Consider the following 26003-nt stretch of genomic DNA (forward strand, 5'->3'; position numbering starts at 1 on the left):
AGTAACGTGAGCAAACCCGTTACTGGGGCGTTTCTCTTTATCTTTTCAATTGGAAATTTTATGATAATATAGAGAATAAAAGGAAGAGGAGGCTGTCATGAGACAATTATTTATCCTCATGCTTGTTTTCGTTACTCTCTTTCATTTTGCTCCCGCAACTCTGGCAGAATCAGATACATCTCAGAAGAAAGATGAAGAGGTCACTCCATTGCCAGAGGTTATTAATGACCTGGCTGAAACCACTCTCAAGTTTAACAAAGAGGAGTATTCCCCTGGAGAAATCATTGAGTTTACGGCCGAAACAAAGAGAGTTGGATCATATGTAAAGGGTTCAGTTGAAGCTGATATTGATTTTGAAAATGTGCGATTGAGATATGTTCTTACGTCAACGAAAAAGGCATACAAAGTGAAAGGAAAAATTACAGCACCAGACACCGAAGGTACCATTCTAGTCAGTTATATAATTAAACTGCAAGATGATTCAGGAAAGTTATGGATCGGATATCAATCAAAAAGAGTAACGATAAAATCTACAAAAACACTTTCTCTAAGCCCATCAGAAGCGACCATCAAAGTCGGGGAAGAATTGTTGTTGATCGGGAAGCACTCGAAAGGGCGAAAAGCCGAAACAGGCTGGAATGCGGACGGGGATACAGGGTATTATACATTGACTAAAAACGTAGTACATTTACCGGACGAGGACGGGTATCGCAAGGAAGTGTCTTCATTTGTAGCAGGAAAGCCGGGGATATACAAGATTTATTACGGAATCGACTATGAGGAAGACGGCAAGAGTGAACACGTCTATCTTTCTGCCAAAATAACGGTCGTGGAGCAATAGAAAATAGGGGGATGAATGGCCCGCTTATCGGAGAATTTCCGGGAGGCGGGTTTTTTGTCTCATACAGGTCCGATCGAGAAGCCTTGATGCCCCGTTAAAAATTTGACTGACAGCGGAAGAGAACGTATACTAAAAAGCGATGTAAAGGGATGTGCGATTTCAACATAGAAGGAATATGGAACTTCCTACGTACTCGATGAAAGGATGGAGTGCAAAGGATGTTATTTTTTTTCAAGTAAAAAAAGAAGGGGTGCGCTATGAGACGAGTCACACTAACATTTTTAATACTTGCAATAATCGCCACAATCGTCGGATGCTCTCCGAAGGGCGATCCGAAAGAGACGCTTGAAAAATACTATACACGTATCATCAATGAGGAATATAATTTCGCATACGCATATCTTTCGGAAGCTGACAAGAAGGTTACGAAAAGAGACGACTTTATCCTGTTCATGGAACTAGACGCAGATATTACTCGATTAAACAAGGTGGAAATCACGCAAGTCGAAAAGAAAGGCGATACTGTCGTGTTCGATGTCGTAGAGAATCGGCATGACTACATGGATGAAAAGGATAAAGACACCACCGTCAAACGCACTGTCGTCGCAGAAGATGGCGAGTGGAAGGTAAAGGCTGAAGGAGATTACGCCGCCTTGATCGTGGATCGGCAGGCCAAGATCGGAGCCATGTATTTGAACGGAAGCGCAGGCAAGGCACTTGACCCTGCAAAAGCAGCGGCCCGGTTCGAGGATGTTCTCAAACGAGATCCCTCTTTTTATCCTGCGAATTACGGACTAGCCGCTTCCTATGTAAAAATGAAGCGATATGAAGACGCGATCCCGCTTGCAACAAAATACGTGGAGTCCGCTGCCGACAATAAAGAAAAGTCAAATGGGATGAACCTGATCGGTATCTGCTATGAGGCTACCGGCAACAAAGAGAAGGCAAAAGAGGCTTTCCAAAAAGCCGTCGAGCTCAACCCAGAGAATCAGTTAGCACAAAAAAACTTGAGCCGATTCAAATAAAAACCATTTTGGAATGAATCACCCAATCTGCAAGCCTCCTGCAATGCTTCGTATGCAGGGGGTTTTCATTTGCAATTCCGCCGGCTGCACGGCTGTGCAATGCCATTCCTTGCCCATCTTTCCTCCGATTTTAACTGGATTACAGGATCGTTGGTTTGGTATAATGACTTGATGGTCAAACATGAATGAATACCCGGGTGCCAAGGGACTGCCCCTGAATCACCCGAAGCGGCTGGAAGCAGATCTCGTGAGATGCGACAGACAGGACAGCCGCGAGGAGGGAGTAAACGAATGAATACAGCAACCAACCAAACAAGCTGCGATACTCCACTCATGTGGGGAGACAAACGATACCATACATGGAACTACCATCTTCGTGAGACGTTTCAGGAGAAAATCTTCAAGGTTCCGCTGGACGGCGGGTTTAGCTGCCCCAACCGGGATGGCAAGGTAGCGACAGGAGGCTGCACCTTCTGCAGTGCCAGAGGCTCAGGAGATTTCGCCGGCGATCGCCGCATGGATTTGGAGCGGCAGTTTCACGACGTGAAGAACCGGATGCACGAAAAATGGCCGAATGCCAAGTACCTTGGCTTTTTTCAAGCGTATACCAACACCTACGCGCCGGTCGATGAATTGCGCGAGATGTATGAAGTGATCTTGAAACAGGAAGGCGTTGTCGGTCTTTCCATCGCGACCCGCCCCGATTGTCTGCCTGACGATGTCGTCGAGTACCTGGCAGAGTTGAATGAGCGCACGTATCTGTGGGTAGAGCTGGGACTGCAAACGATCCATGAGCACACCGCTCAATTGATCAATCGGGCGCATGATTACCAATGCTATGTGGATGCGGTGGAAAAGCTGCGCAAGCACAATATCCGCATCTGCTCCCATATTATTTACGGGCTGCCGCAAGAAAGCCGCGAAGAGATGATGCAGACAGCGAATGCAGTGGCGCATCTCGACGTGCAAGGGATCAAGATTCACCTGCTCCATCTCTTGCGCAAGACGCCGATGGTTAAGCAATACGAGGCGGGCCTGCTCGAATTTCTCTCCCAAGAGGAGTATACCAGCCTGGTCGCCGACACCCTGGAGATTCTGCCGCCGGAGATGATTGTACATCGGGTCACCGGTGACGGCCCTCCGGATTTGCTGATCGGACCCATGTGGAGCCGTAAAAAATGGGAGGTGCTCAACGGCATCGACGCCGAGTTGAAGCGCCGCAATACATGGCAAGGCAAGTTTTATGTCCCTGACGCCAAGTAAACCAGCCGATAGCCTTTCTGCTTACCTGTAGCGGGTAAGCGGAAAGGCTATTTTTCATTCAGGCGCAGGCTTTTCCATACTTTTCGGGCCCTGCCGGGATAGTTGGTTATGATCCCGTCTACCCCCATTGCGAGTGATTCCCGGATTTCGCCCTCGCTGTTGACGGTCCAGACGATAACCGGGTAATCATGCGCGTGGGCTTGTGCGACCAACTCCGGTGACAGTTGATCGTACGGCACGTGAAGCTCATCGGCCTGATAGCGGGTCGCGATCTCCCATGGAGACTTGAGCGCACCCACGTACAGTAGCGCCGTTGACTGAAATGGATCGAGCTCTTTGATTCTGGACAGGCTGTCGAAGTTGAACGAGGAAATCACCGTTCGTTCCGTCAGCTGGAATCGCCGTATCATTTCGATCAATTTTTCCTCCAGTTGCGGTTGGGGAAACAGCAGGTTTTTCATTTCGATGCTGAAGCGGATCGGACTTTGTGCGAAGCGCTGGAAAACCTCCCGCAGCGCAGGAATTCTCGCTCTCGGGAGATGCAGGGAGGAATCTTTATCAGCACGGTATTTTCTCAGTTCTTCCATCGTATGATTCCGTACGAATCCGCTGCCGCTTGTGGTCCGATCCAGAATATGATCGTGAATGACGGCTAGTTTGTCATCCTTGGTCAATTGGACGTCCAGTTCAATGCCGTGTGCTCGTTTCTTCACGGCGGCTTGGAAAGCTTCCATGGTGTTTTCCGGATATTGGCCGGAAGCGCCGCGATGGGCATAGATAATGGGCGGCATGCGAGGCTTCCTCCTTTCATGCAAGTTTGCCTCTTTACATGCATATGTAAAAAGCCCCTCTTTACGACTACAGCAGAGGGGCTGTGCCAATCCGTCAGTTATTACACGCAACGAGAACAATCACCAGAAGGACAAACAGGACCAATATCAGAGTAAAATCGTTGTTGCTGCTGCTCATAACAAACCCCCTCCTTCCCGAATCAACCTCTCCCTTTCCTTATTCTATGATTAAAATGAAGAATGGCACTCGGCTTCTACCTAATATGAAGAAGCCGTTCATTGTACAGATTGGCGGATGACGAAAACGGCTGTTGCGCTACAATAAAAGAAAGAGAAGTCGGGAGGGGAGCTTGAGATGAATATCGAAATCCAAAATATGGTAAATAATGGAGATTTGATACTCGATCAGCAGAATAGACGAGTAAAGCTTCACGTATACGATCCGCTGCAGATTAACGAACTGGACGTGATGCTGCGCGAGCAAGCAGTCCAGATGGATGCGACCAAAGTAATCGTGTACGGGAAAAAGGCAGACATAGAGAAGTGGCAAGCGCTCGGATATCGACTGGAAGGGACCATTGAGGGCTTTTTTCATGGAGAACATGCCCATATGCTCACTCGCTACTTGAGCGAGGAGCGGGCGAACTCAGCTGCTCCCGAGCTTGCAGATGAATACTTGACTCTTAGCTTGTCCAAGGCTGGGGATGGCGAAAAGAAGGAATTGCCCGCAGCGTACAGCATGCGCGAGGCGACCGAGGCTGATGCGGAGGAACTGGCAAGGCTGTACAAGCTGGTATTTGCCACGTATCCGACCCCGATGGACGACCCCGTCTACATTCGCGAGACGATGAAGGAGGGTACCCGCTATGTAGTCGTGGAGCATGAGGGGAAGATCGCTTGTGCAGCCTCCGCGGAGGTATCCAAGCGTTTCGGATCAGCCGAGCTGACAGATTGTGCCACCCATCCAGACCATGCTGGAAAAGGCCTGCTCCAACCCCTTTTTGCTGAGTTGGAGCAGATGATGGAGCAGCAGGGAATCTACTATTTGTACACGTTGACCCGTGCCCAATCTGCAGGCATGAATGTGACAGCTGCCAAAATGGGGTATCAATACCGCGGAAGGCTGATTAACAACTGTACGATTTACTCAGGCTTTGAAGACATGAATATTTGGGTGAAAGCGCTTCGGCCTACAAAAGAATAACAATCGGGACCTCGGGCTACAGGGATGGGGGATACAGATGCTGCTGGAGACGTCGCGCCATCAACGCGAGATGAAGCTGCCAGCGCTGATGGGCATCTTCCAGACTGCAGCCCGTTTTCTCTTCAATCTGGGTTATCCGGTATTTGAGCGTATGCCGATGAATGTACAAAGCCTGAGATGTCTGCAGCCCGTTGCCATTGTGGCGTAGATAGGCGTCCAGTGTCTCCAGCAGCTGCATGTTGTGTTTGGTGTCGTAGCGGATCAACGGGTCGAGCAGAGGGCGCCACAATGCCATCAGACTCTCCTGGCTGCGATGGTAAGGAAAGAGAAACTGATAGCCTCGCATTTCGCTGTATCGCAGGAAGGCTGGGGGAGCAGCGAGAACCGGGTACGCCTGGAGCGCGAACAAGGCTTCTTCTGCCGCTCGGTCTACGCGGGGAAGCGGATCGCAGGGATTGCTCACCCCGATATGCATCACCTGGTCTGGATAGAGCTGTTCCCAGCGGGAAGCCAATTGCTGCAAAAGCAGCAGGCTTGTCCGCTCGTCCGGCAGGACAAAAAACAGGCAATGGGGACGCTCGCGCAAAAGATAAGAACGCTTCTGCCGGTCGCAGAGACGCCGCATGAGCGTGATAGCGTTCTGATGCAGCTCGCTCGAATCCCTATCATTCCCGTTTACCCGGACAGCCGCCACCAAATGTCTGCCTTGCAGGGGATAGCCCAGCATGCGGCAACGGCTCTCCAACTCCGCCTCGTTCATTTCCTTGCCGCTCAGCAATTCTTCCACGAAATCTCCCTTTAACCGCCATTCTGTAGCAGAGACGGCGCGTTCTTTTACATACTCCAGCGCACACAGGGTGGCGGCATGCTGCAATGCGACGTCATCCAGCTCCTTCCACAGATGCTTGGGCTTGGACAGTGTCAGGCTGCCGAAATGTTCGCGGCTGGCTCGTATCGATACGGCGTGCGCGCTCTCTTTTTCCTCTCCTGTTCGTTCGCTGCTCCGAGGTCCATGCTGCACGACTTCAAACCCCAAGGCATCCACGAGGGTCACAGCCCCGCCAGTCAGCTTTGCCAGCTCTTCGATGATGGCGGACAATCCGCCTTTGGACAACGCTGCTTCGATCATCTGGTTGTGAATCGCCTGTGAGTAGGCGAGTGTTTCAAATTGCCGGTTGACGATTGGCTGAAGGATCGCCTTGGTAATCGTGGAAAAATTGATTTCCACTGGGATTTCGATCAAAGGAAGACGGTACAAGTCAGCCTGCCGGATAAATTCCTGCGGGATTTCGCGCAGATAAAATCCGGTATGAATGGCGACTCCGCTCAGCTTTTGACGGGCAAGTGAGGGGATAAAGGAGGCAAGGCGCTTGGGATCGCCGTCCAGACCAAACCCGGTCGTAATCAAAAATTCGCCTTCCTGCAGGCGGCTGGCGTCTTCCAGCACTTCGACAATGGTGACCCAACGGATCGGATGGTCTAATCCGCCTGCTCCGGCGATGAGCTTCGTCTGTACCATATCCGGGAGCTGCAAGGCTTCGCGTATGGTAATCGACATGCACAACTTCCCCCTCCACAATCTCTTTATACAAAATGTACAAAAGATTTCGTCTCTTGACCATGTTTTTTTGCCAGCCAGTCGGATGGCGGAAGAGATCAGGTCGGCTAGGATGAAGAGAGAAGGAGAGGTGGCTTTCATGACAAGAAGTTATGTAATCAAACCTGAATTGGGGAAGACATATCCGTATATCTCTCATGGAAAAGGCATTTATCTCTACGATCAGGAGGGAAAACGCTACATCGACGGCTGCGGCGGAGCTGTTACCGCCAGTATCGGCCATGGAGTGGAAGAAGTGGCGGAAGCCATGTACGCCCAAGCCCAAAAAGTGAGCTTTGCGTACCGCTCGCATTTTAGCAGCGACGCGGTGGAGGCATTGGGAGCGAAGCTGGCGGAATGGGCCCCCGGCTCGCTGAACTGGACCTTTTTTGTCAGCAGTGGATCGGAAGCGACGGAAACCGCGCAAAAAATCGCAATCCAGTATTGGCAGGAAAAAGGCAGACCGACGAAAAACCGCATCATCTCCCGCTGGATGAGCTATCATGGCATCACAATGGGAGCGCTCTCGATGTCTGGTCACGTATTGCGCCGCAAGCGCTTTGTTCCCTTGTTGGAAGACTATCCGACGATTTCCCCGCCGTATCCGTACCGCCGTCCCGAGGGGATGCCGCTGTCCGAGTACGCCCTGCAATGCGCCAACGAGCTGGAGGCGGCTATATTGCGCGTCGGAGCAGATCAGGTCGCAGCTTTTATTGCCGAGCCGGTGATCGGTGCATCCGGTGGAGCCGTCGTGCCGCCTGATGGTTATTTTCAGAGAATTCGAGAAATATGCGATCAATACGAAGTGCTGTTTATAGCCGATGAGGTGATGACGGGTGTCGGACGTACCGGAAAAGCATTCGGCATGGATCATTGGGGTGTTGTGCCGGATCTGATGACGCTCGGGAAGGGAATGAGCGCGGGCTATACGCCGATGGCAGCCACTATCGTCACCGACGAGATCATCGAGACCATCACTAAGGGAAGCGGCTTGATCATGGCCGGCCACACCTACAGCGCCAACCCGCAATCAGCTGCCGTATCGCTGGCTGTGCTGCAATACGTGGAGAAGCATCAATTAATCGAAAAATCTGCCGAGCAAGGCGCCTACCTGCTGCAGCGCCTGGAATCGCTGGCTGAAGAACTGCCGCTGATTGGAGAAGCGCGCGGACTCGGCATGCTCTGCGGGCTGGAGTTTGTCCGCAATAAAGCGACCAAAGAAGCATTTCCGCTATCCGCAGGGGTCGCTTCCAAGGTGATTGCCAAGTCCTTTGAAAAAGGGCTGATCATCTATCCGGCAATCGGAGGGCTGGATGGTGTAGCGGGGGATGCGATTATCGTAGCTCCGCCATTGACCATTACAAAAAGCGAGATCGATGAGCTGATCGCGATTCTGCGGGAGGCGATTCTCGCTGTGCAACAGGACGTGCAAGACAAAGCGATGTTCGGATAGGAGGAACATTCATGACCAACCGGTTTGAGAAAGTGATTTCACTAGAAGAAGCGACCGAGTTTTTCCGCGATGGGATGACCTTGCTGGCTGGCGGGTTCGGCGGGGTAGGGAATCCTCCCACGCTGGTACAGGCGATTTTGGACAAAGGGGTCAAAGACATCACCCTGATCAGCAATGACACGGCCTTTCCCTGGATCGGAATCGGCAAGCTGATTACAGAAAAACGCGTTAAAAAAGTGATTGCCTCCCATATCGGCTCCAATCCCAATGCAGGTGCGCAAATGACGGCTGGTGAACTGGAAGTGGAGTTTTGTCCGCAGGGAATCCTGGCAGAGCGGGTTCGTGCAGGGGGTGTCGGACTGGGCGGGATTTTATCAGACGTCGGAATCGGCACGATTGCAGAAAAAGGCAAGCAAAAGCTGACTTTGGACGGCAAGGAATACCTGCTGGAGACGCCTTTGACGGCAGAAGTGGCAATCGTCCACGCAAAAAAGGCAGATCGTTTCGGCAATCTCGTCTACGACACCAGCGCGCGCAATTTCAATCCATTGGTTGCGATGGCAGGGGATATCACGATTGTTGAGGCGGATGAGATCGTAGAGGTCGGGGAACTGCCTCCGGAGGAAATCGTAACACCGGGTGTCTTCGTCAACTTTATCGTGCAAAGCAAAGGGGTGAACTGGCAATGGGCGTGGGAGAAGTAAGGGAAAATGAAGGGTATCGCGAGCGAATCGCCCGCCGTGCTGCGCAGGAAGTCGAAGATGGAATGATCATCAATTTGGGGATCGGCATCCCCACCCTGGTAGCCGATTTTATTCCTGCAAACAAGCGAGTCATGTTTCATGCGGAAAACGGTATTTTGGGCACAGGACCAAGCCCCGTCAAAGGGGAGGAGAATCCCATGCTGTGCAATGCAGGAGGATTTCCAGTCACACTCGCGCAGGGAGCATCCTTTTTTGACAGCGCTGTCGCCTTTGCCATCATCCGCAGGGGCTTGCTGGACATGACGATCCTCGGAGTCTTGGAGGTTAGTCAAAGCGGTGATATCGCCAACTGGATCGTTCCCGGAAAACGTGTTCCGGGAATGGGCGGAGCTATGGAGCTGGCGCAGAAGGCAAAAAAAGTGCTGGTCGTCACGACTCATCTGGACAAGAACGGACGTTCCAAGATCGTACGCGAATGTTCGTTGCCGCTGACAGCCCGGAATGCCGCCAATCTGATTATCACGGACATGGCAGTCATGGAAGTGATGCCGGATGGGCTTTATCTGCGAGAGGTCATGTATCCGTATAGTGTAGCTGATGTGATCGGCGCGACCGAAGCAGTCTTGAAAATCGAAGGAGATGTCGAGGTCTTTCGCTAGGCAGGTCCAGCATAAATTGGTGGTATGAAGGAGGCTATAAGCAATGGCGAATTGGCAATCGCTCGTACATGAACAGGTGCAAAAAGAGCGGGAAGCGGCTACCGCGCTTCTGCAAGAGTGGGTGCGGCATCCGAGTGTATCCGGGGCGGAGTATTCGATTCAGGAGAGCATAGCGAAGCGCTTGGACTCGATGGGGCTGGATGTGGACCTCTGGGTGATGGGCGGCGATGAGCTGATCAAGCATCCGTATTTTGTCTCCCCTCGTCAACAGTTTGAGGGAAGCCCCAATGTTGTCGGTGTCTGGAAGGGGACAGGCGGGGGACGCTCCATCATTTTGAATGGACACGTGGATGTGGTTCCAGCGGGGGATGAAGCCCAGTGGGTGCAGCCGCCATTCAGCGGTGAGGTGCAAGACGGCAAGCTCTACGGCCGCGGGGCTACGGATATGAAAGGCGGCAATCTCTCCTCCCTGCTGGCGATTCAGGTCCTGCAAGCATTGGGTGTCAAGCTCAAGGGAGACGTCATTTTTCAAAGTGTAGTGGAGGAGGAGAGCGGAGGAGCAGGCACGTTGTCTACCATCCTTCGTGGCTACAAGGCCGATGCGGCATTGATTCCGGAGCCGACCAATATGAAAATCTTCCCCAAGCAGCAAGGCTCCATGTGGTTCCGGCTATTGGTGAAGGGGCGCTCTGCTCATGGCGGGACTCGTTACGAGGGAATCAGCGCCATTGAGAAAAGCCTTCTGGTCGTGCAAGCGATCGGACAATTGGAGAAAGTTCGCAATGAGCGAATGACGGATCCATTGTACGCGAAGCTGCCGATTCCGATACCCATCAATATCGGTGTAATCGAAGGCGGGAAATGGCCGTCTTCTGTTGCCGATCTGGTCAAGCTGGAGGGGCGGATGGGAGTCGCGCCTGGTGAGCGGATGGAGGATGCCAAGGCAGAAATGCAGGCTGCCCTCTCCGCTTTGGCCCAGATCGATCCGTGGTTTGCCGAACATCCGGTCGAGCTCGAGTGGTATGGCGCACGCTGGGTGCCGGGTGCTGTCGAGGAAGACCATCCGTTGATGGAAATTCTCCACAATCAGTTTGTCGCCATTACAGGTGAGAGAGCCGTGGTGGAGGCATCGCCGTGGGGAACGGACGGCGGCTTGCTGACGGCACTGGCGGACACTCCTGCGATTGTGGTAGGTCCGGGTGTGACACAGGTGGCGCATTATCCCAACGAGTACATCGAGCTGGACGATGTGTTTCGCTGTGCAGAGATTTTTGCTTTGACCCTGATTGAATGGTGCGGCGTCAGCGATTCGTAGCACGGGAGGTTGATCTGGTGAAGAAACCTTGTTACATCGGCGGAAAATGGATGCAGAGCGCAGAGCATGTCCCGCTTTATTCTCCGTACAGCGGAGAGGAGATAGCCTTGATCTCTTCGGCGGATGAAGGAATGGTCGACCAAGCCATTGCAGCTGCACAGGCAGCGTCCCCGCTCATGAGGAAAATGCCTGCCTACCGACGCGCTGCGATATTGGAGAACATTTCCTTGTTGCTGAATGAGCGCATGGAGGAAGCGGCGAGAATCATCGCCTTGGAGGCGGGCAAGCCGATCAAGACGGCCAGGGGCGAAATCATCCGCACGATCCAAACGTACAAGTTCGCGGCAGAGGAAGCAAAGCGGATACATGGTGAGACGATTCCCATGGACGCTGCCATCGGGGGAGAAGGACGGCTGGCGTATACGGTCAGGGAGCCCTTGGGCGTGATCGGAGCGATTACTCCCTTCAATTTTCCCTTCAATCTGGTCGCCCATAAAGTGGGACCGGCCTTGGCGGCAGGCAATACAGTTGTGCTGAAGCCCGCTTCACAGACCCCGCTGTCTGCGTTGTTTCTCGCTGAAATCGCTGAGCAGGCAGGGGTGCCTCCAGGAGCCTTGAACGTAGTGACGGGAAGCGGCGCTGTCGTAGGCGACAGGTTGGTTCGTGATCCCCGGGTTAAGGCGATCACCTTTACGGGGAGCCCAGCAGTCGGGATTGATATTCGCAACCGGGCAGGCTTAAAGCGCGTCACTTTGGAGCTTGGCTCCAATTCTGCGGTCATCGTCGATCGAGATGTCGAGCTGGACGAAGTGATTCCCCGCTGTATTTTTGGCGCCTTCGCGTACTCTGGACAGGTATGTATATCCGTACAGCGAATCTACGTGGTTCGCGAGCGCTATGACGAATTTGTCCGCCAATTCGTCATGGAGACCGGGAAGCTGCGGGGAGGCGACTCGCTTGCCGAGGAAGCCGATTATTCTGCGATGATCCACCCCAAAGAGACGCAGCGCGCCCTATCCTGGATCCAGGAAGCGGTAGAACAAGGAGCCAAGGTTGCTTGCGGTGGAGAGCTGGAGGGGCGTGTTCTCCAACCGACTGTTTTGACAGAGGTTCCTGCTGATTGCAAGGTTTCTTGCCAGGAGGTATTTGGTCCCGTTGTGCTTATTCACCCCATCGATTCGGTCCAGCAGGGGATAGACTTGGTCAATGACTCGCGCTACGGCTTGCAGGCAGGTGTCTATACCAATCATCTGGCCACGGCGATGCAAGCAGCGGAAGACCTGCAGGTGGGTGGTGTGATGATCAACGATATTCCGACCTTCCGTGTGGATCATATGCCATATGGCGGCGTAAAAGAGAGCGGAATGGGACGCGAGGGGGTCAAATACGCGGTCGAAGAATTATCGGAGATGAAGCTGGTCGTCATGAAGAGATAGCGGGTGCTGCGGCCTCGCTTTTCTTTTTTTCTTTCTCTTGCGCAAATCGGATTTCCTGTGCTATAGTATATCTTGTGTTTCATGTTGGAGGGATACCGAAGTGGTCATAACGGGGCGGTCTTGAAAACCGTTAGGCGGCAACGTCACGGGGGTTCGAATCCCTCTCCCTCCGCCATATTTCGCAAGAACAGCGGGTAGACAAGCTCTGCCTGCTTTTTTGTTTTTTTTGAACTGCATACCAACTTTTACCTCTGGAACCAGATGTTCGCTTGGTGCATAATGGAGTTGTAAGCAAATTCATCTAGTGCAACAAATGGGGATTGGACGACTCGATACAGAGTTGTCTTTTTTTTCCTCAAAAACCAGCAGATTCAATGTCGAAGCAAAGTCGCAAATAGGCTATCCTTTATCTAGGTACTGATTCTTGGGGCCTGCGGCAGCTTCAAACCTAGCAGAGGAGGCTGCCGCTTTTTTTGCTTGAAAATATCAGAATATACACATTAGAAAGATAATTGATTATAATAGAAGCAAATTCAGGTTGGGAGGCGTGTACATGACTGCAATCCAGCGAGCAAGGAGAAATACGTTAGGGGATGTTCTCCGCAGAAGTCGCGGGCGATTTCCAGAGAAGGTCGCGTTGCAATTTGAGGAAGAAGTGCTTACATACCGTGAATTGGACCAGCTCGTCAACCAGACTGCACATGCTGTTCGCAATAAAGGCTTGAAAAAGGGAGACCGGGCGGCGGTCCTCTCTCGCAACTCCATGGATTTTGCCATCCTCAACTTTGCCCTTGCGAAAGCCGGAGTCATTATGGTGCCGATCAACTACATGCTGAATGCGGAAGATGTGGCTTTCATTCTTGGACACGCTGAGGTGAATGCATGCTTCGTCTCGCCTGAGTTTCGTGACTTGTCGCAGGAAGCGATGCGTCTGTCAGGGATTTCCCCCGTCCTGCTTTCCCTTATTTCACGGCCTGCTGCACCGCAAGGCGATTGGCTGCCGTTTCGCGAGCTGATCGCAGATGGGGAGATTACAGAGCCGGAGGTCGAGCTGGAAGACGACGATATCGCTCATATCCTGTATACGAGCGGTACCGAATCACGCCCCAAAGGCGTCATGCTGACTCATAAGAGCATCATCTCCGAGTACGTCAGCACAATCATCGACGGGGGCATGACGGAGGACGACGTAGCGATTCACGCGCTGCCGTTATTTCACAGCGCCCAGCTTCACTGTTTCTTGGGCCCGTACGTATACCTGGGAGGAAGCGGGATTATTTTGGAGCAGGCGACGCCCAGCCTGATGCTTGAGTCGGTGGAAAGGTGGAAGGCGACGCAGCTTTTTTGTCCTCCGACCGTCTGGATCGCGCTGCTTCGCTCGCCTGAGTTCGCATCCCGCAATCTCAGCTCCTTGAAGAAATGCTATTACGGTGCTGCTATCATGCCTGTAGAAGTGCTGAAGGAATTGAATGAACGGCTGCCCGGTGCCCAATTCTACAACTTCTACGGACAGACGGAGGTTGCGCCGCTGGCGACTGTCTTGAAGCCTTCCGAACAGATCCGCAAGGCGGGTTCAGCCGGAAAACCCTCACTGAATGTAGAAACGAAAATCATCGATGACGCTGGAAACGAGGTACCTCGAGGGAGCATCGGCGAGATTGTCCACAGGACCAGTCACGCCATGCTTGGCTATTACCGCGATCCCGAGAAGACACAGGCCGCCTTCGAAGGCGGTTGGTTCCACAGCGGGGACTTGGGGATCATGGATGAGGAAGGCTTTATTACGGTAGTAGACCGCAAGAAGGATATGATCAACTCGGGCGGTGAAAATGTCGCCAGCCGCGAAGTAGAGGAAATGATCTACCAGCATCCCAAGGTGTCTGAGGTGGCGGTGATCGGTGTCCCTCATCCCTTCTGGATCGAGGCTGTAACGGCTGTCGTGGTCCCGAAGGCAGGGGAAAGCCTGACGGCCGAAGAAATGCTTGCGTTCTGCAAAGACCGGCTTTCATCCTTCAAAGCGCCGAAATACGTGGTGATCGCAGAAAATCTGCCTCGCAATCCCAGCGGCAAAATTCTCAAGCGGGAACTGCGGCTGCGCTACGAGGCATTAGCCGCGAACTGAGGCTAAGACACCAGCTTGCATAGGAATGATAACAAAAACCCGCTCCGGCGAGTCAGCAGCCGAGAGCGGGTTCTTCGTCTTTATTTGACGGTAGAAATAATATGTCGGTCGGTCGGGATGGATGCAAAGCGGTAGCCTTTTTCCTTCAAAAACTCGATCACATGCGGCAAAGACTGTGCCGTCGCAGCTTTGGTGGAGGAATCGTGCATCAACACGACGATTTCCTTTTGTTGTTTCACTTGTTGCTTGATCTGGGAAAATGCGTCGGCAGCCGTGTATTTATTGCTCCTCGCATCGCCATTGGTGACGTTCCAGTCGATAAAGACGTATCCGCGCTTGTTGGCTTCTTCCTTGATGGCGGACATGACGTTTTGCTGCTTGTTGTACAGCTTGGGGTCCTGATAATTCAGGCTTACCGTGTTCGTACTGCCGCCCGGATACCGGAAAAGAGTCGGCTTGATCCCGGTTGCTTGTTCGATGAGTGCATTTCCTTTCTCCAAATCAGCGAAAAAGGCATCTTTGCTCTTGTACAGCGACCGATAATCGTGGGAATAGGTGTGCCCTCCCAGGGCATGCCCTTCTTCGATAATGCGCTTCAAGATCTCCTCGTGGCCCGGCACATTGCGGCCGACGATAAAGAAGGTAGCTTTGGCGTCGTACTTTTTCAGCGTCTCCAGAATCTGTGGCGTCACTTGAGATGGACCGTCGTCAAAGGTGAGATAGGCCACTTTCTCCGACGCAGCGGGAACAGTCTGTTGCTCAGCTGGAGCAGGCACGGCCGGCGGAGTCTTGGGTTGATTCGGATTTGCTGGCTCTTCTTTCGGTTTTCCCTGCGGCGGTTGGACAGCCGGCGGTTCAGGATTTTTCGATTCTTCCACCGTTGGGGCAGGCGGTACAGCCGGCAGATGGATGGAAATGGGAATCGTCGGGAAAAAGGGCTGTTCGTTGTAAATCAGATATGGACTGCGCAAAGATAAAAACTGGGCAAGCTGCGGGGCATACTCTGCCTCGATCTCTTGCGGACTTTTTTCGCTTTCCAATAGGGTGCTGATTTTGTCTGTCCCCATGCGCTGATCGAAATCGCTTGTCTTCCCGTCGCTTCCTTTTTTCGGGATGGGAAAATGGCTCAGTTGTTGCGCATACGCCAATACATAGATCCCGGTTTTCGCTGGGTTAAACAGGCGGGGATCCATGATCTGCAGACGTACGCCGCCGTCCGTATCCCGGTCTTCCGGAAAGAATACAACACCGGGCAACAGACTGCCGTTCAGCAAATCTGCATACTGGACAGAGTCGATACCTGGGCCTCCGATCCAGCTGTAGTGGTCGGCATGGCGGATATTGGTTCCCTCCCCCAAGCTTGCAGCCAGATAGCGCATGGTGCTGCCCAGGTCAGGGAACTGCGGTGCTGGCTTGATCCAGCTTAGCCTTGTTTCCTGGTAGGACATGCTGCGGGTATAGCCCGCCATCGGGATAACGGAGACATCGGCACCGATCTGGCGATTGAAAAAGAGGGCAAGCTCGCCAATCGTCATGCCGTGTGTCAACGGGATGGTATCAACGCCTGCGGGAGACAGGAAGCCTTCCTCCAGAACAGGGCCATCGACATTGATGCCGCCGAGTGGATTCGGATGATCCAGCACCAGGAGCGGCTTGTGGTGTTCTTTAGCCAGCAAAATCGCTTGCTTTAGAGTCGATAAAATGGAATCATGGCGGTTTCCTGTGTGTTGCACATCGACGAGCAGCAAATCGAGTGAGTCGATCACTGAGTTGGGAAGCTGCGGCGAAGGGGCAGCCAGGCTGTATACCGGAACGCCGTATACAGGGTGCAGGTAGGACGGATTGGCGTCTTCAGCCAAGGTTCTGCCGTCCAAACCGTATTCAGGAGTAAACAATGCTGTCAGTGAAACGGAGCGATCGCGTCGAATCATGTCGATCGTGCTGATGCCGCTGCCGTTGACACCGGTTTGGTTGGTGAGGAGTCCCACTTTTTTGTCTTCAATCATTTGGTGAAATTGTGTAAACAAAACATCGCTTCCCAATTGAATGACAGCCGTGTTCGCGGAGCTTCCACCAGGGGGAATAATCGTTAAAATAAGAACGAGGATGAGGAAAGGAAGAATTTTTTTCATGAATCGCCGCCTCTTTCGGGGTGAAAATGTCGTCGGTGTATGTCTATTGTAACGGTTTTTTGTAGCAAGATGGTTTCATTTTTGTAACAAATTGAAAATAGTCCAAACGTACGGGGTACTAAGCATCAGAAGGTCATGAACGAGCCTTCAAACGGCAGGAATTTCTTGAATCGGCGCACGGGCTGTAGTAGATTATTAAACGAGCTATACGAGGGAAACGGAGTGAAGAGGGTAATGATGAAGAAAAAGGCAACAGCACTCATTCTAGGGTTGTCACTTGTTCCGATGGCTGCTTCCTTTTCTATGAGCGCCAGCGCGGCATCTGCCATCCAGGTTGAGTACAACCAGACGAAAATCGTTTTCCCGGATCAAAAGCCTATTTTGCAAAAAAATCGCACGCTGGTTCCGATCCGCCCGATAGCAGAGAGCCTTGGCTTCGAGGTGGACTGGAATGAGGCGAATCGCACTGTAATCATCAAAAAAGGGAGCGATCAGGTCAGACTGGTCGTCTCGCAAAAATTAGCCCGCAAAAACGGGGAGACGATCCAGCTGGACGTTCCGACCCAGATCGTCAACCGGCGAACAATGGTACCTCTCCGCTTTATCGCTGAAGCTTTGCAATACGATGTCAATTGGGACCAGGAGGCGCAAACGGTTCTCATTGCCGATGCATCATCTGCAGCAACGCCTCCGGAAAACATGGCGGCAACAGCGCAAACAACACAGCCCGAACAACCCGGGGCTGCGATCGAGCAGCCGAAGGAAGAAGTTATGTTTATCGATCCTGAGGAAATTACGGCGAACAGTGCCAACTTGATGGGGCTAGGCATCTATATCATCAAAGGAAAAGCCGAACCAGGTCTGGAGATGAGTGTCCAACTTGCAGACAAGACCTACGATGTAAAAGTCGCTTCAGACGGGACTTACAAATTTGAATTGATGGACAAGATTTTTGCCGATGAATACACCTTGACTGTAAGCAATGGGGATCAGGAGCAAATCATCGAAGGCGAGTTTACCAAACGGAACTGACCAGCAACTGGAAGTCGAGAATAGAGTAAGAACACCTCCTGTACACCACACTATGGTCAAGGAGGTGTATTTTTGTTGAAGCGAAATCTCTTGGGGCTCTGCGCATGTCTGATGCTGGCAGCAGCCTTCTCAGGTTGTACCCCCAACAAGCAGCAGGGTACGGAGGATCGGGGTGGCAATCAGGCAAAGTACGATACGTTCGGCGTCAATATTCGCAATGACAACGCAGGTACGGACAAAGGGCCGGCGTCGATGCTCGGACAAAGAATCATGCACAATCGCGAGCCGCAGCTGGTTGCAAAACTGGAGAGATTTGCCGAGGACCTGCCCGGAGTTGCGGATATCAAGGTTTTGGCTTACAAAGATACGATTCTGGCCGGGGTTTTGCCAGTCGGGACACTCAATCCGGGAATGGTCAATACGACTCCTTCCACCCGGTATACGCCTGGCGCTATCGTGAGGAATGCCAACGGCCATACAGACCATTTGCAGACAAAAGTTGTCGATCGGATGAGAACGCAACTGACCAGCTATTCGCGCTTCAATCTGTTATATGTAAGCACGGATCGGGCCATCTATGACAGGATCCTCGATTTGCACACCCGAATTGAACGAGGCGAGCCGGTGAGTGACGACGTCTTTCAAACCCTGATTAATGATATCGGCTACACTGTAAAAGGATACAATCTGACCGATTGAGCGCCACCTGTTGCCCGGGTGGGCTTTTTTGGCTATTACGCCTTCACGGGCATGGCAGGGATTAGGCAGACCGATGAGGAATAAAAGGGATAGGAAAGGTGAACGGTGAGGAGTGCAGCGTATGAATACGACACAAGTCTCTCTGATGAAAATAACCCCTCCCATACCAAAAACGGTAGTTCTGCGGCGCCCTGCCTTGGCCAAAAAATTGCGTTTGCTCACTCACGCGACACTTTGTCTGATCCACGCGGAGATGGGGTACGGCAAATCCACTGCTGTCTCGACATACCTCCATGATGCCGGGATCAAGGCGAGTTGGTACCGCTGCGGCGAAGAGGATGTGGAGCTGTCCTTGTTTTTGCTGGGATTATTGGAGAGTATTCGGAGGAATCAACCGGAGTTTGGGCAAAACCTGAGGGAACGGATTACGAGTGCTCGCGAGCAGTCGGAAAGACTGGACGGGTGGCAGGTGGCCGAGCTTTTTTTGCAGGAGTGCATCACTTGCACCCAGCTTCCCACCGTTGTCCTGGATGATTACCATCTCATCCGCGAGGGCTCGGAAGCAGATCGTTTTGTAGAAAAGATCGCCATGCACCTCCCTTTGCGCGGAAAGCTGCTGATCCTCACCCGGACTCGTCCGGCATGGACAGGGCTTGATTTGATGGCGGCGCGTGGGGACTGCATGGAGCTAACTACTCCGGATCTGGCTTTTACCCGCGAGGAAAGCGAAACCTTCTACCAGGACGAATACGAGGTCATCTTGCATGCAGAGGAGTGGGATCGCGTCGATCAGGTAGCAAAGGGATGGATCATGGCCTTGCGTTCCTTCGGCGAGCGGGTAGCGCGGGGCAATACGGTTGCGGACAGCCTGCGCGAGCTGTCGCGGCTGATGTATTTGCTGGAAGCAGAGGTTTGGGCGAAGCTGGACGCCAATATGCAGAAGTTTTTGATAGAGTCCGCAGTATTTACGGATTTCGATGCGCATGACTGCTCTCAAGTCCTGGGGGAGAAGAGCGTAGAGCTGCTTCACGAAGCCAAGCGAAGCCACTTGTTTCTTTCGGAAGACGCAGATGGGAGGTACTCTTTTCATCCGCTTTTCCGCAGGCTGATGGCGAGCAAGCTGGCTTCCGATACCGCAGCTTACCTGCGGGTCAACCGACTGGCGGCGCATTGGTACCATCGCAAGGGAGAGGCAGGCAAGGCCTACGAATGCCTCATGCTGGCAGAAGAGTGGGGGCTGTTGAGCGAGTGGCTGGCACAAGCCGCTGAGAGTCTGTTGATGGACGGAAAGCTGGATATGCTGTATCACTGGGCCAGCTTGCTGCCGATTCAGGCCAAGGACGATCAGCATTGGCTTTGGTTTTACCAAGCGGAGGTAGAGCGGTATCGCTGCATTTATCGACAGGCTTTCGATTCCTATCAAGTGTTTATCGGTTTGTGTGAACAAAAAAATGATCGGCACGGTCTTTGCCGCGGGCTGGAGGGCTTGGCGCGGGTTCACCTGGACAGCGTGCAGAATGTTCGGGCAGAGGAGCTGCTGAAGAGGGCGATCCAATTGCTGCCGGTAGACGTGCCGGAGCGGGAGCTGGCATCACGCCTGTACCGACTGTTGGCGGAAATCTACACAAATCGCGGCGATGCCAAGCAGGCGGCGGATTGGTACCAGCGAAGCCAGGAGCTGGAGCACCAGACAGAGGTGGAGCTTGAATCGCGGTTATTGTTTCGTACGGGACGCTTGCAGGAGGCTATTTCGCTTTTGGAGGAGAAGTGGAACCTGGAGCAGACCAGGCATCCAAGGCTGACCCGTTCTTATCGGGAGACGTCTTTGCTGCTGTCGTTTGTCTTCGCCTTGAATGGAGAATGGGAGCGGGGCTGGGCTGCCGCAGAGACGGCGATTGAGTTGGGACAGGCGGCACACTCGCCCTTTGTCGAAGCGAACGGCTATGTCCGCAAGGCGCACGCGGCGCTGATCAGTCAAGAGCTGCCCTTTGACGAAATCCGCAAGCTGTACGAAAAAGGCTTGCGGATGATGGAGGAGCTGCAGTCTACCCGAGGGAAATCGGAGACGCTGCTGGGGCTCACGCTGCTCTACGGCAAGGAAAAGGCGTTGGAGCAGGCGCTTTTCTGGGGCAGGCGCGGCATGGAGGAAACGGAAGCCATGCGGGATGATTGGTTGAACAGCCTCGTCCGGCTGGCTGTCGGGATCGCCTATGCGAAAAGCGGCAAAGACGAAGATGCCGTGGCAGTGATCCAGGATTGCAGCGAACGGCTGCGTCTTTGCAAAGACAGCTATGGAGTTGTAATTTGCCAATTGTGGCTGGGGTTGCTGGCGTATCGCAACAAAGAGTGGGAGTTGTTTCACCAAGCCATGACCCAGGCATTGTCACTGATGCAAACTGGCGAATACGAGTTTCTTTTGCAGCGTTCGACGATGCTCACCCCGCATGACGTCCAGGCATTCATGCCGGTCTTGCTCGAAGCCGGCCGCAGGCAGATTGTCCCGGATTACGTCACATCACTGTTGGGAGAGCTGGGCCTGCAGCAGGTCAGCTTCCACCCTGGCTATACATTGCGAATCCAGACGATGGGACAGTTTCGCGTCTGGCTGGGCGAACAGGAGCTGCAGGACAAGGCATGGCAGCGGGGCAACGCCAAGCTGTTGTTTCAGCTGCTGATAACCAAACGCCATCAGATGCTCACGCGCGAGGAGATCATCAACCTGTTGTGGGAAGGGCGCGACGACGAATCAGCAACAAGAGACTTCAAGGTCGCTCTCAACGCCGTCCACAAAGCCCTGGAGCCTGACCGGGCGGCGCGCACAGACGCCTTTTTCATCCAACGGCACGGCTCTTCCTACGGGTTTAACCTGGCTTCGGGCTACCAGATCGACGTGGAGGAGTTCGAGAGATGGGTCTCGCAGGGGTTGGAAGAGCGTGATCTCATACAGGCTGCCAAGATGCTGGAAAAAGGGCTTGGGTATTATCAAGGGCCTTACCTGCCTGAATGTCGGTACGAAGAGTGGTGTTCCGCGGAGCGTGACCAGATGCAGGAGCTGTTTTTGCGCGGAGCGGAACGATTGGCGCGGATTGGGCTGCAAAGGCAGGATTGGGAAAAGACGATCCGCTGGTGCGAAGCCATCCTTCGTGTGGACGATTGCTGGGAAGAGGCGTATCGCCTGCTGATGCATGCCTACTATCAGCAAAACAATCGCACACAGGCCATTCGTTGGTACGAAAAATGCGTCAACAAGCTAAAAGAGCAGCTGGGGGTAGAGCCGATGCCTGCGACCATCGCTACATATCAGCAGATTATCGGAGATTGAGAGCAAAGTTTTAGGGCTGTCCTACGGGTCATGTAATGACGCGATGGGCGGCTCTTTTTTTCTTGCTTCCGCCTCTTGACGAATCTTGGAAAAAACAATACACTAATTTTTGTACTGACCAGTCAGTTCAAAATGATAGAGGAGTGTGGGAGTGATGTCGACTTCAAAAAAAGACCAGATTGCCCAAGGGGCATTAACGGCTTTTTCCCAATACGGGTACAGCGAAACGACGATGGATTCGATTGCTGAAATCGCCCAGGTCGCGAAAGGCACCTTGTATTATCATTTTGCTACGAAAGAAGAGTTATTCTGGTACGTAGTCGAAAGAGGCGTGAAGATGCTGATCTACTCTGTGGACAGCGTGATTTCCGACGAGACCTTGTCTCTGGAAGACCGCATGAAGAGCATACTGGATGGTCATCTTCACTTCTTTTCCGAGAACCGGGAGCTGTGCTTTTTGCTCCTCAGCATTTTTACGACAGATGAACAGCGCAATCAGTTTGCCGGAAAGCTGTTGACCAACTATTTCACCCTGATGGAAGGGTACATGCACGACCTGAAGGAGCAAGGATTTATTCGCCAGGATGCGGATATCCAGACGCTTGCTTCTGCCCTTTTTGGCATGGTGGGATTCACGGCTTTGCGCAAACAGTTTCGCAATGAACCGGTCGACATCGAAGCGAGCAGGAAGACATTGCTGCTGATGCTGGACGGGGCATTGCTGGAATAGACCGAATGCCCATTGCTGGGGCTGGTCACAACCGAGTTTAGATAGACGTTGGAGGGAAGCACCGAGATGAACAAGAAACGAGCATGGATCGGGATCGCTGGCTTTGTCGCCGGCATCGCCGTTTTAGGTACTTTTTTATTGGGGCCGGGTATCGGCAATGTAGCAGGACACTCCGCCCAAGCCCTGACAGGGGTAGTGGAAGGAACGGAAGTGGACCTCTCGTTTAAAATGGGCGGTTCCATCGAGCAAATCAGCGTGGTAGAAGGGGACGAAGTGAAGACGGGGCAATTGATCGCGACATTGAGCAGCGAAGAGCTTCTCGCGAAAAAAGAACAGGCGCAGGGAGCTTATCGACTGGCACAGGTCAAGCTGGAACAGGCAAAAAAGGGTGTTGCTTTGACTGACAGCTCCAGCAGCGCGCAGGTCGATCAGGCACAGGCAGTAGTAGCCTCCGCGAAAGCGCAGCTGGAAGCCAATAAAAACGGAGCCCGCCAAGAAGAGATCGCCCAGCTCAAAGCGAAGCTGCAAGCGGCACAAACGGCCAAGGATATCGCAGCTACCAATCTGGAGCGGATGAACAAGCTGCTGGCAGAAGGCGCCATTCCACAGGTAAAAGTGGAAGAGGCCCAAATGCAAATGGACAAAGCGGAAGCAGAGCTGAAAGCGGCCGACGAACAATTGAAGATGGCCCAATCGGGTGCTCGTCGTGAACAAGTCGACGCGGCGCAGGCGCAGCTTGATCAGGCAAAAGCAGCATATGATCAAGCAGTGGCAGGACGTGGTCAGGTCGGACTGAAGCAGCTGGATGTCCAATCCGCAGAAGCGGGAGTCCAGCAGGCAAAAGGCGCTTTGGAAGAGATCGAAGCGTATCTGAACAATACCAAGCTGACCTCTCCCGTAGACGGCGTCATCAAATCAATCGCCGTGCAAAAAGGGGAGCTCGTGTCGCAAGGATTTACAGTTGTGACGATTCAGGCCAAGGCTGACCATTACGTCAAGTTTTATGTCAATGAATTCGCGCTGGGAAATGTAAAAGCCAATGACACGGTAAAGCTGTATGTACCTGCCCTTAATCAAGAAGTCGAGGGAAAAGTGGCGACCATCGCGCCAGCTGCTGACTTCGCCGTGAAAAAAGCGACACAGGAGCTGGGGGATCGAGACATCCGCGCCTTCGCTGTCAAAGTGGTTCTGGCAGATGCCAACATTCGTCCGGGGATCACGGTGGAGTGGGGGTTAGAAGGAGCTGGTATCGGTGAGTAACTTCTCCCGCCTGTTCTGGATAGAATGGAAAAAATTATTTACCAATAAAACAATTCGGCTCGTGGTCTTTATTGTGCCGATCATGTATTTGACGCTTTTCGGGTTCTTGTACAGCGAGAAAAAAGTCATGCAAATCCCGACTGTAATGGTCGATGCGGACCAAACCGAGCTAAGCCGTGAACTGTATCGCGGCTTTGAAGCGGACCAGACCTTCGGGATGATCGGACTCGTTGATACAGAGACGGAAGCCATGCGCATGGTAGATCAGGGTAAGGCGCAGATCGCCCTGATCATCCCGCCTGATCTGGAGCGAAACGTCAAGGCGGGGAGAGCGGCAGAAGTGCTGACGGTGATCGACGGAAGCAATATGATGATCTCCAACACGGCTGTTCGCGCCGCCAACAGCGTCATCAAGACAGTCTCGGCCGGTGCGACGCTCAAGAAGCTGGAAGCAGCTGGACGCTGGGGAGAAGAAGGCAAAACGCTCTACACGGGGATTGATTTCCGCTATCGGGTTCTGTACAATCCGACATTCAGCTACCTCAGCTTCATGGTGTTCGGGCTGGCTGGAACCGTGCTGCAACAGGTCCTTTTCCTTGGGGTGGCGCTATCTGTCACTCAGCAGAAGGAGGAAGGCACATGGCATTCGACCATCGCCACGTACAGCTTCTGGGAGATTACGTTAGCCAAGCTGCTGCCGTATTTTCTCGCCGGAACCTTGAATATGGTATTGGGCTTCAGTCTTTTGCTCAAGGGGTTCGGCATTCCGTATTACGGCAGCACGCTGGATCTGATGGTGATCGCTTCGCTGTTCAATATCGCGGTCCTGGCGATCGGCTACATGATCTCATTCCTTTTCAAGGATCAACTGCAATCCACGCAAATCGCAATGTTGATCGCGGTTCCGTCGTTCATGCTGTCGGGCTACACCTGGCCGTTTCTGTCGATGCCAAGCTATATCGCGGCGATCGGAAAATCCCTGCCGCTGACGTATTTCCTGGACGGCGTGCGCGAAATCCTGTCCAAAGGTCACGGGCTCTCCGCCCTATCGCAGGATATGATCGTGCTGGGATTCATGACTTTGGTTAGCTTGTTTGTTTCCTACCTGATCTATCTGTACCAAAACAGGAAAATATCTCATCCTGCTAGCGAATCAATGGCGGGATAGACAACATTTGCTGAAAAGAAAACCTTGTGCTACAAAGAATCTATCCTATATACTTACTTGTAAAAAGGCAGATTCTTCAACGCAAGGGGGACATTATGTCAGCAACTCATCTGAAGCAATTGTGCGAAGAGACGTATACGAAGTTGAAAAAGGTCAGCATGGAATTGGAGCGCTACTTGAACCAGGTTACCTTGAACAGCCTCGTAGCTCAGTCCGGTGATCCGGAAGAGTATGAGTCTTACTACCGTAACTACCTTTCTGACCTGCGGCATTTGCTGGTATATTGTGAAAATGCTTATGAAAGGCTGGGAGTTTCCCTGCGCCGTGCACGATTCAACGAGGAGTTTGCAGAAGAAGTCTTGTATCAGGTGTATCATAGCTGTATCAACAACTTCTACTATCCAAAAGGCGAAGTGTACGATGAGGACGGCAGATATGCGTATACTGATCAGGACTCCATCATTTTCCGGAAAAAGGTAACGCCGGAATTGGAAAATCTGACATTGTCTTTATCCAAGGTATTCGAGCAATTGCGTGACGAACTTCAATACTACGAGACCGACTACATTACCAAAAAACGGATGCAAAAAGCACAGGCGTAAAAGCCTGTGCTTTTCTAATGGAAAAAAGGTTAGACGCCGGCAGGGATGCGCAAGGCTGCCATTTTTTCCGGAATCGAGTTGAGCATGCCTTCTCTTGTTGCATCGTCGACGTAGGGCACAGCCGCAAAATTTTCGTACGTTACTTCATAGCCGATCATTTCCAGCGTGCCTTCCACAATTTGCTTGCGTACGACTTCATCCAGCCCCTTGGCTGCCATTTCCTCGGCAGATTCCCGAGTTGTCGTGAAGACCAGAGCCTGTTTGCCGTTCAAAAGCCCGACAGGTCCGTTCGCTTCGTAACGAAAAGCAAATCCGTCCGTAAACACCCGGTCGATGTATCCTTTCAGAATTGCAGGAGCGGACCACCACCAAACCGGGTAAATCATGACCAGAAGATCGCAATCTGTGATCAGGGTCTGTTCTTCCTCGATGTCGCTGCTGAGATTCCCTCGCTCGACACGCTTCATGTCCAGTGCCGAAAAGACGGGCTGAAAGTTCATCTGGTACAGGTCTCGTACGGTATACTCGATGCCTGCTTTCTCCAGCTCGTCGCTGACGCGTTGCAAGATCTCGTGATTGAAGCTGCTGCTGCCTTCATGGGCAAATACGATGCATGCTTTCATGGAAGTCCCTCCTAGAGTATGACGG

The 26003-nt window shown here is 52.6% G+C and carries 22 protein-coding genes and 1 tRNA gene; 18 read left to right on the forward strand and 5 right to left on the reverse strand.

Annotated features, from left to right (window positions below):
• The first annotated feature begins 97 nt into the window (after positions 1 to 97).
• From EDM58_RS02205 to mnmL, 3 genes are all read left to right on the forward strand, one after another.
• Positions 98 to 841 carry a hypothetical protein gene (locus EDM58_RS02205; protein WP_122911862.1) on the forward strand — a complete coding sequence of 248 codons (744 nt, stop codon included), beginning with the start codon at positions 98 to 100 and terminating at the stop codon, positions 839 to 841.
• A gap of 257 nt (positions 842 to 1098) precedes the next feature.
• The gene (locus EDM58_RS02210) at positions 1099 to 1866 is read left to right on the forward strand and encodes a tetratricopeptide repeat protein (RefSeq protein WP_122911863.1); all 768 of its coding nucleotides are present in this window, start codon (positions 1099 to 1101) and stop codon (positions 1864 to 1866) included.
• A gap of 291 nt (positions 1867 to 2157) precedes the next feature.
• Positions 2158 to 3129, forward strand: a complete 972-nt coding sequence (gene mnmL, locus EDM58_RS02215; protein ID WP_122911864.1) for a tRNA modification radical SAM protein MnmL/YtqA — start codon at positions 2158 to 2160, stop codon at positions 3127 to 3129.
• Positions 3130 to 3176: 47 nt separating this feature from the next.
• Here mnmL and EDM58_RS02220 read toward each other — a convergent pair whose 3' ends face one another.
• Complete coding sequence (locus tag EDM58_RS02220) at positions 3177 to 3920, reverse strand: glycerophosphodiester phosphodiesterase (protein WP_122911865.1); 744 nt, start codon at positions 3918 to 3920, stop codon at positions 3177 to 3179.
• Between the two features lie 94 nt (positions 3921 to 4014).
• Positions 4015 to 4098: a sporulation protein YjcZ gene (gene yjcZ, locus EDM58_RS26510; RefSeq protein ID WP_122911866.1), complete on the reverse strand. Its 84-nt coding sequence runs from the start codon at positions 4096 to 4098 to the stop codon at positions 4015 to 4017.
• A gap of 177 nt (positions 4099 to 4275) precedes the next feature.
• Between yjcZ and ablB the strand changes: the two genes are divergently transcribed.
• Positions 4276 to 5124, forward strand: coding sequence for a putative beta-lysine N-acetyltransferase (gene ablB, locus EDM58_RS02230; RefSeq protein WP_246000484.1), 849 nt, complete (start codon positions 4276 to 4278; stop codon positions 5122 to 5124).
• Between the two features lie 16 nt (positions 5125 to 5140).
• On the opposite strand, the gene EDM58_RS02235 is transcribed toward ablB, so the two are convergent.
• Positions 5141 to 6682: a PucR family transcriptional regulator gene (locus tag EDM58_RS02235; protein ID WP_122911867.1), complete on the reverse strand. Its 1542-nt coding sequence runs from the start codon at positions 6680 to 6682 to the stop codon at positions 5141 to 5143.
• Between the two features lie 139 nt (positions 6683 to 6821).
• On the opposite strand from EDM58_RS02235, the gene EDM58_RS02240 reads away from it, so the two are divergent.
• From EDM58_RS02240 to EDM58_RS02270, 7 genes are all read left to right on the forward strand, one after another.
• A complete protein-coding gene (locus EDM58_RS02240) occupies positions 6822 to 8174 on the forward strand; it encodes an aspartate aminotransferase family protein (RefSeq protein WP_122911868.1) in 1353 nt (450 codons plus the stop codon).
• An 11-nt stretch (positions 8175 to 8185) separates the two neighbouring features.
• Complete coding sequence (locus EDM58_RS02245; RefSeq protein ID WP_122911869.1) at positions 8186 to 8878, forward strand: 3-oxoacid CoA-transferase subunit A; 693 nt, start codon at positions 8186 to 8188, stop codon at positions 8876 to 8878.
• Entirely contained in the window at positions 8860 to 9537 is a 678-nt protein-coding gene (locus EDM58_RS02250; protein ID WP_122911870.1) for a 3-oxoacid CoA-transferase subunit B, read from the forward strand. Before EDM58_RS02245 ends, EDM58_RS02250 begins: the two co-directional genes overlap by 19 nt.
• A 43-nt stretch (positions 9538 to 9580) precedes the next feature.
• Complete coding sequence (locus EDM58_RS02255) at positions 9581 to 10852, forward strand: peptidase (protein ID WP_122911871.1); 1272 nt, start codon at positions 9581 to 9583, stop codon at positions 10850 to 10852.
• 17 nt (positions 10853 to 10869) lie between these two features.
• Positions 10870 to 12288 carry an aldehyde dehydrogenase family protein gene (locus tag EDM58_RS02260; RefSeq protein ID WP_246000486.1) on the forward strand — a complete coding sequence of 473 codons (1419 nt, stop codon included), beginning with the start codon at positions 10870 to 10872 and terminating at the stop codon, positions 12286 to 12288.
• 86 nt (positions 12289 to 12374) lie between these two features.
• Positions 12375 to 12463, forward strand: a tRNA-Ser gene (locus EDM58_RS02265).
• 378 nt (positions 12464 to 12841) lie between these two features.
• Positions 12842 to 14410, forward strand: coding sequence for an acyl-CoA synthetase (locus tag EDM58_RS02270; RefSeq protein WP_122911873.1), 1569 nt, complete (start codon positions 12842 to 12844; stop codon positions 14408 to 14410).
• Positions 14411 to 14490: 80 nt separating this feature from the next.
• On the opposite strand, the gene EDM58_RS02275 is transcribed toward EDM58_RS02270, so the two are convergent.
• Positions 14491 to 16542 (reverse strand): exo-beta-N-acetylmuramidase NamZ domain-containing protein, encoded by a 2052-nt coding sequence (locus tag EDM58_RS02275; RefSeq protein ID WP_122911874.1) that lies wholly within the window; start codon positions 16540 to 16542, stop codon positions 14491 to 14493.
• A 222-nt stretch (positions 16543 to 16764) separates the two neighbouring features.
• On the opposite strand from EDM58_RS02275, the gene EDM58_RS02280 reads away from it, so the two are divergent.
• The 7 genes from EDM58_RS02280 to EDM58_RS02310 all read left to right on the forward strand — a co-directional run bounded on the left by EDM58_RS02280 (position 16765) and on the right by EDM58_RS02310 (position 25355).
• Complete coding sequence (locus tag EDM58_RS02280) at positions 16765 to 17574, forward strand: copper amine oxidase N-terminal domain-containing protein (RefSeq protein WP_183187381.1); 810 nt, start codon at positions 16765 to 16767, stop codon at positions 17572 to 17574.
• Between the two features lie 72 nt (positions 17575 to 17646).
• On the forward strand, positions 17647 to 18273 hold the full coding sequence (locus EDM58_RS02285) for a YhcN/YlaJ family sporulation lipoprotein (protein ID WP_246000488.1): 627 nt from the start codon (positions 17647 to 17649) through the stop codon (positions 18271 to 18273).
• Positions 18274 to 18394: 121 nt separating this feature from the next.
• Positions 18395 to 21595: an AfsR/SARP family transcriptional regulator gene (locus tag EDM58_RS02290; RefSeq protein WP_122911876.1), complete on the forward strand. Its 3201-nt coding sequence runs from the start codon at positions 18395 to 18397 to the stop codon at positions 21593 to 21595.
• Between the two features lie 154 nt (positions 21596 to 21749).
• On the forward strand, positions 21750 to 22325 hold the full coding sequence (locus EDM58_RS02295) for a TetR/AcrR family transcriptional regulator (protein WP_122911877.1): 576 nt from the start codon (positions 21750 to 21752) through the stop codon (positions 22323 to 22325).
• A gap of 66 nt (positions 22326 to 22391) precedes the next feature.
• Positions 22392 to 23585, forward strand: coding sequence for an HlyD family secretion protein (locus EDM58_RS02300; protein ID WP_122911878.1), 1194 nt, complete (start codon positions 22392 to 22394; stop codon positions 23583 to 23585).
• A complete protein-coding gene (locus EDM58_RS02305) occupies positions 23578 to 24753 on the forward strand; it encodes an ABC transporter permease (RefSeq protein WP_122911879.1) in 1176 nt (391 codons plus the stop codon). Before EDM58_RS02300 ends, EDM58_RS02305 begins: the two co-directional genes overlap by 8 nt.
• A gap of 95 nt (positions 24754 to 24848) precedes the next feature.
• Positions 24849 to 25355, forward strand: a complete 507-nt coding sequence (locus EDM58_RS02310) for a DUF3907 family protein (RefSeq protein ID WP_122911880.1) — start codon at positions 24849 to 24851, stop codon at positions 25353 to 25355.
• Positions 25356 to 25384: 29 nt separating this feature from the next.
• Here EDM58_RS02310 and EDM58_RS02315 read toward each other — a convergent pair whose 3' ends face one another.
• Complete coding sequence (locus EDM58_RS02315) at positions 25385 to 25978, reverse strand: NAD(P)H-dependent oxidoreductase (protein WP_122911881.1); 594 nt, start codon at positions 25976 to 25978, stop codon at positions 25385 to 25387.
• Positions 25979 to 26003: the final 25 nt, after the last annotated feature.

The organism is Brevibacillus panacihumi (assembly GCF_003710985.1).
GTDB lineage: Bacteria > Bacillota > Bacilli > Brevibacillales > Brevibacillaceae > Brevibacillus > Brevibacillus panacihumi.